Consider the following 6,646-nt stretch of genomic DNA (forward strand, 5'->3'; position numbering starts at 1 on the left):
AATAGAATCTTTATGAATCAGAGGACTTTGATACTTAAGGATCTGCTGGACCTCTAATGGTCTTAATGATTTCAGAAAAAACTTTATCATCGATATATGTTCCTTCTTCTCTATTTTTTTTCACTTCTTCAACTATTTTACATAGTTCAGATTTAGTTACTTCAAATCCACATTCATCAAGTTTAGCTTTAACTGCTCTACAACCAGAATGTTTCCCTAATACCAATTGACGTTGTTGTCCAACCATTTTAGGAAGAAATGGTTCGTAAGTAAGTGGTTCTTCTATTACAGCATCTACATGAATTCCAGATTCATGTCTGAATATGTTTCTACCCACTATTGGTTTGTTAGAATGAACTTTTAATTTTGTATATTTTTCAACTAGATTAGACAGTTCTTGGATATATTTTATTTTAAACCCTAAATCCACACCATATATAATTTTTAAAGCCATAACAAGTTCTTCCAGAGACGTATTTCCAGCACGCTCACCAATTCCATTCACTGTTGTAGAGATAACATTTCCACCAGCTAATAATCCAGATATTGCATTAGAAAGAGCCATTCCAAAGTCATTGTGGCAATGTAAACCGATATCTGTCTTTATGGATTTTTTTAGTTCTTTTACTAAGAAATCCATTCCTTGAGGACTTATGGCTCCAACAGTATCAGCTATATGCACTCTATCTGCACCATATTCTTCTGCTTTTTTATATATTCTTTTTAAAAAGTCAAGATCAGTTCTAGTGGCATCTTCAGCTGAAAATGCTACAAAAAGTCCATGATCCTTTGCATACTCTATTGAATTCATACAGACGTTAAGGGCTTGTTCTCTCCCTAAGTTCATTTTATGTTCTAAATGAATGTCAGATGTTCCCATGAAAGTTATTACTCCGTCAACATCACAAGAGAGAGCTGCATCAATGTCCTCTTTTTTAGTTCTAGCTAATGATATTACCTGAGCATTTAAACCTTCATTAGATATGGTCTTAACAGCTTCTCTTTCTTGGCTTGATACAATAGGAAATCCAGCTTCTATCTGGTGTATTCGCAATTCATCAAGTTTTTTAGCTATTTCTAATTTTTCATATGGACTTAGACAAACATCAGGGGTTTGCTCACCATCCCTAAGAGTGGTATCATAAATTGTGATTTTTTTTGGAAACTTTAATTTAGCTTCTTTATTAAAAGGACTTACGTAATATTGCAATTCATTCACCTAATTGGTCTTTAAATCAAACTATATCCATTATTTAATATTACATGATTTTTTCATGAATTAATTATAATTATTTACAATATAAAATTATTTTAATATAATCATTTTATCTAATCATCTTCTTAGTAATCATAATACATTATGAATATTATTAGTCATTATAAATATCTTATAAATCTTAGTAATCATTATAAATATCTTATAAATACATTATAAATATATTAATAAATTTTAGTAATCATTATAAATATCTTATAAATATTTAAAAAAATATTTGAAATTTTATCCAATGAATTTTATTTAATCAACTAATTTTATTATTAACTTTATAAATTTTTTATCAATTTAAATATTAATTAAAATTAATCTATAGCTTCTTTTAAATACTATATTTGTAAGTTCATTTCTTAAATATTTGATGATTTTAAAAATATTCTAATATAGATTAAATCATAATATAAAATAAAATTTATTATAAAAAATTTAATTAAAAATTTCATTTTCACTGTATTACAATTTATATCCGCAACTTACACAGCAGAATATTGTTTTCCCATTTTTAGACCCACATTCTTTCATGTAACCACCACAAAGAGGACAATTAACATCTTTATCAACAACCAGGTCTTTTATTTCTTTATTCATTATATCTACTCTTTTTTAATTATATTATATTCATATTTTTGTTCATTCTCTTTATAATAATTGATTAAAATTATTAATTTAAAATTATAATACTTTTGAGATGATTTATTCATTAAGAACTTTATCAAATTGACTATATTTATTTAATTTAACAATAATTCAATCACTAGGTTTTTCATAATATTTTTCAATTGTCCATGTTAATATATTCATTATATATTCATTATTTATTTTATTAATAAATTATTATAAATTATTATAAATTATTATAATTAATTAATCAAGAATTTTTCTAAAGAATTCTTAATAAAAAATAAATCTACAAAATAAACTAATTAATAGCTTAATTTTTTAAAATAATGAGAAAAACTCCTTAATTTAATTATTTTAAATTCTAAAAATACTGTTTCGTGATGATATTGGAATTTATCTTTTTTTAATCTCAGTATGAGTCATGGCAAAAAGTCAAATTTCTAGAAAAATAATTAAAAATAATTTCCATATTTATTATTTTAAAATAAAGAAATTCAAAATTTGTGCAATAAGACTTTTTGCCACGGCTTAGATAGTGGATTTCTTTTTATTAATCCAGTAATTCATTATAGTGTCTTAGTTAAAAATTTTTATAAATTTCAGGTTTAGGATTTTTATATAAATCTTTTAGAAAATTCTTAAAAATTTGTTATGATAAGTATGAATTCATAATTTTTAATGTAACTTTATAAATTTTTGAGTAAACCCAACATATTCCTCCTTTTTTCTATTCTATTATTTGTTTTTCTGTGTGTGTTTATAATTGTTTTTTGATCATTAGATTCATCAAGACAGCTATTTAATAATTTAAGAATTTTTCGTGATATTTACTTAAATGAAAAGAATCAGTGGAAAATTAGATAATGGCTTAGATAGGTTATTTTTGTAAAAGGCTTGATTTTTTTGTTTATTTTTTTGTTTTTTTGTTTGTGTGTTCTTTGTATGTTTAGGGGGGGGGGGGGTAGTCTATGGTTTTGTTCTTGCTTTGTGGTTTCTCTTTGTTTTTGTTTTGGGGTGTGTAGAAGTGATATCTTTATATATGGGTAATTGCTATAAGTATGTTTGTCCAGTAGTTAAAAGTTAATAGTTTAATAGGATACTAACTGTTCTTTAGATGACTAACAAGTTTTTTCTATTTATTGATAAAGGTAATAGTTAGTAGTTGATTGTTAAGCATTTTTTTAGTTTTTGATATATAGCTGGATGGTATGTTGAGATATATATTATATTTTAATGATGAGGTGAAAGATATTATGAATAAGTTTAGAAAGACGTCTTTTGTGATGGTCTTATTGTTGCTTTTTGCTTTGTTGGTAATGGTTGGTTTATCAACTAGTTTTGCAGCAGATCGTAATATTACTAATACGACTGATGGTGGTATTAGTGGTGCTGTTAATAGCTCTCTAGCTAACGATAAGATAATAATGTCTGATGGTGTTTATTCAGGCAACAATAACAAAGACATAATAATAAATAAGAATTTAACCATTACAGGTTCTAATAAAGCCAACACAGTAATTGATCTAAGTGGTGGTAGTAAGTTATTCACAATTAACTCAGGTGTGAGACTAATACTACAGAATCTAACAATAAAGAACGCAATAATTGGTAATAATAGCTATTTAATAAATAATGATGGTTATCTAACAATAGAAAACTGTGTAATTACAGATAATAGTTTATCATTTAATATTCGTGAGAACACAACCTATACAAATAATGATGTGTTGGAAAATGATAGTTTTGAATCTGGTTACCTTATTGGTAATAATGGACAAATGAACATAATCAATTCAGCATTCATTAACAATAACATGAACATAAACTACCAATACTATCAGAATGTTCCTTATACTAATACTACTATTTTGTATTTTAATAATACAATTTATAATAGTAGTGTTGTTGGTTCTGGCTTCATTGTTAATAAAGGCAGGCTTAATATCACAAGATCAGAATTCACAAACAACACAATAAAAACAACAGTGAACAGAGAATACAACTGGAACAACGACCAAAACATAAATATCAATCTTCGAAATCCTAATGGTGAACTTGTTATTGGAGATCAAAGTACTGATTATGTTTATGCAATGATTGTTAATACTGGTGATTTAATTATCACACAATCCAACTTCCAAAACAATATCAACAGCTATAATGAGACAAGAAACTACAACAAAAACACAACAATAACCATAAATGGCGGCACTGGTAAAAAAACCATAGTTGCTAGTATTTATAATCTAATATACTCTAATAGCAATCTAGAAGTAAATAACTCTAATTTCACTAACAATGGCTACAACATCATAACATATGTAAGCAACAACCTTAACTATAAGAATACATTTACTAATGCTGGAACAATTTATATAACTACTCTTGCTAACAGTACTGCTAGTGTTGATATTGTTAATTCCACTTTCGAAAACAGCACAGCTGATGATAGTGGAGGAGCATTTTATATAACTACTCTTGCTAATGGTACTGTTAGTATTGATATTCTTAATTCCACTATTGTAAACAACACCGCAACTAATGCTGGTGGAGGAGTTTTTGTAGCTAGTGGTGATAACGGTATTGTTAATATGGATATTGCTAATTCCATTTTTGAAAACAATAAAGTAACTGGTTCTGGTGGAGCAGTTTATTTTACTGGTACTGGTAATCTTAGAGCTGATATTGTTAATTCCACTTTTGAAAACAACACCGCAGCTTATGCGGGAGGAATAGCTATAACTACTCGTCCTAATGGTAATACTAGTGTTGATATTCTTAATTCCACTTTTAAAAGTAATGCAGCAACTGGTGGAGGAGCAATTTATGTAAGTACTGGTGATAATGGTACTGTTAGTATTGATATTGTTAATTCCACTTTTGAAAACAACACCGCAACTAATACTGCTGGAGTATTTAGTGTAAGTACTGGTGTTAATGGTACTGTTAGTATTGATATTGTTAATTCCACTTTTGAAAACAACACCGCAGCTCATGGTACAGTATTTAGTGTAAGTACTGGTGTTAATGGTACTGTTAGTATTGGTATTGTTAATTCCACTTTTGAAAACAACACCGCAACTAATACTGCTGGAGCAATTTATGTAGGTACTGGTGTTAATGGTACTGTTAGTATTGATATTGCTGATTCTACTTTTACTGGTAATAATGCTAGTAATGGTGGTGGAGCAGTTTATATACGTCCTGATGGTACTACTAATGTGAATGTCACTAGATCTAACTTTATAAACAATAGTGCAGGCTATGGTGGAGCAATATCTATAAATAATTACGGCAGTGGTACTGCTAATCTGAATATTATTGATTCTACTTTCACCAGCAATAATGCCATTAATACAATAGATATAAATTCAGCTACTGGTGGCATAAGTAATGTGAATATTACAGGCTCCATTTTTGTAAGTAATTCTAATACTAATGGTGTTATTTTTGTTAATTCTCCTACTCCTAATGTGAAAGTGAATTATAATGTGTTTTTTAATCAGACTACTCCTATTACTTCTAGTAGTGTGAATAATAATGTGAATGCTGATTATAATTACTATGGTTACAACAGCATACCATCAACTATGAGTAATATAGTTGTGAATAGCTACTATGTGCTTGGTATTACTAATATGAGTGATTTAAGTGGTAATTATTCTGTTGGTGATTTATTAGAATTTAATTATACTGTGTATTTGAATGGTTCTAGTGATAGTACTGGTTCTGATTTATTACCTTCTATGAATGGTGTTTATTGGAATGGTACCTTTTTCAAAGAGTTTGGTTTAAGCAATTCTGGTGTGATTGAAGTTCCTATTCAAACTATTGCTAATCCAGATATAGTCTTTAAAAACTCAAATGGCACTATCATTGGTAGCTTCACACTAACCGGAGGAAGTATTAGTAAAGGTAATATTACTAATATTACTGTTGATCAACTAACTATTGTAAATAATACTGTGGCTGATGTGGTTTTACATATCAATCCCAATATTGGTGGTTTATCACCTATCACATTCGAAGTTACTATTGATGGCCAAAGTCGGAATGTTACATTTGTTAATGGAACTGGAGTATTTACTGGATTTAATTATGGTCAACTTGGAAATCAAAACTTATCAATAAGCTTTGCAAGTACAGATGATTATAATGCTACAAGTACTAATCTTAACACTAGTTTTAAAGATAATGTAAACTTAGACGTTACAGCTAATGATGTCACCTATGGTGATAATATTACTATAGTGATTAATGCAACTACACCTAATGGCACAGCTATCCTAGATGGAATTTATGAAGTAATCATAAACAACATAACTTACAATGTAACATTTGTTAATGGCATAGGCAGAGTAAATATCACTGGCTTAGATGCAAATGAATACACATATACCATATTATTTAAAGAAAACAACTATTACACAGAATCCGATGATAATGTGAATTTCATTGTCAGTAAATCAGGAACTATAGTTAATGTTGAGTTACCTAGTGATGCTGTTTATGGTGAAAACTCCACTATTGCTGGTAATATCACTGATGCTAATGGTAACTTAATAAATGGAACATACAATATCACAGTAACCATCAATGGCGTAGAATACAATGTAACTGTTATCGATGGATTATGGAGTTTAACAATACCTAATACAAAGTCAGGACTATCTAACATAGATATATCTTTCTTTGGAGATAATAACTACAATAATGCAACAATAGCTACTAACTACACTGTTAATTCAA

The 6,646-nt window shown here is 28.1% G+C and carries 4 protein-coding genes; 2 read left to right on the top strand and 2 right to left on the bottom strand.

Annotation, left to right across the window (positions count from 1 at the left end):
* Positions 1-34 precede the first annotated feature (34 nt).
* Positions 35-1,210 carry a homocitrate synthase family protein gene (locus tag MBCUT_RS05475; RefSeq protein WP_067259682.1) on the bottom strand — a complete coding sequence of 392 codons (1,176 nt, stop codon included), beginning with the start codon at positions 1,208-1,210 and terminating at the stop codon, positions 35-37.
* A 519-nt stretch (positions 1,211-1,729) separates the two neighbouring features.
* Positions 1,730-1,864: a hypothetical protein gene (locus tag MBCUT_RS11725; protein ID WP_281177944.1), complete on the bottom strand. Its 135-nt coding sequence runs from the start codon at positions 1,862-1,864 to the stop codon at positions 1,730-1,732.
* A 964-nt stretch (positions 1,865-2,828) separates the two neighbouring features.
* Here MBCUT_RS11725 and MBCUT_RS10875 point away from each other — a divergent pair.
* The gene (locus MBCUT_RS10875; protein WP_157082500.1) at positions 2,829-2,981 is read left to right on the top strand and encodes a hypothetical protein; all 153 of its coding nucleotides are present in this window, start codon (positions 2,829-2,831) and stop codon (positions 2,979-2,981) included.
* A gap of 169 nt (positions 2,982-3,150) precedes the next feature.
* A partial coding sequence (locus MBCUT_RS05480; protein ID WP_157082501.1) for a beta strand repeat-containing protein occupies positions 3,151-6,646 on the top strand: 3,496 nt, incomplete at its 3' end.

Source organism: Methanobrevibacter cuticularis (assembly GCF_001639285.1).
GTDB lineage: Archaea > Methanobacteriota > Methanobacteria > Methanobacteriales > Methanobacteriaceae > Methanobaculum > Methanobaculum cuticulare.

Excerpts from the sequence above, each read along its gene's own strand:
- MBCUT_RS11725 (WP_281177944.1), bottom strand. The coding sequence starts at position 1,864 with ATGAATAAAGAAATAAAAGACCTGGTTGTTGATAAAGATGTTAATTGT.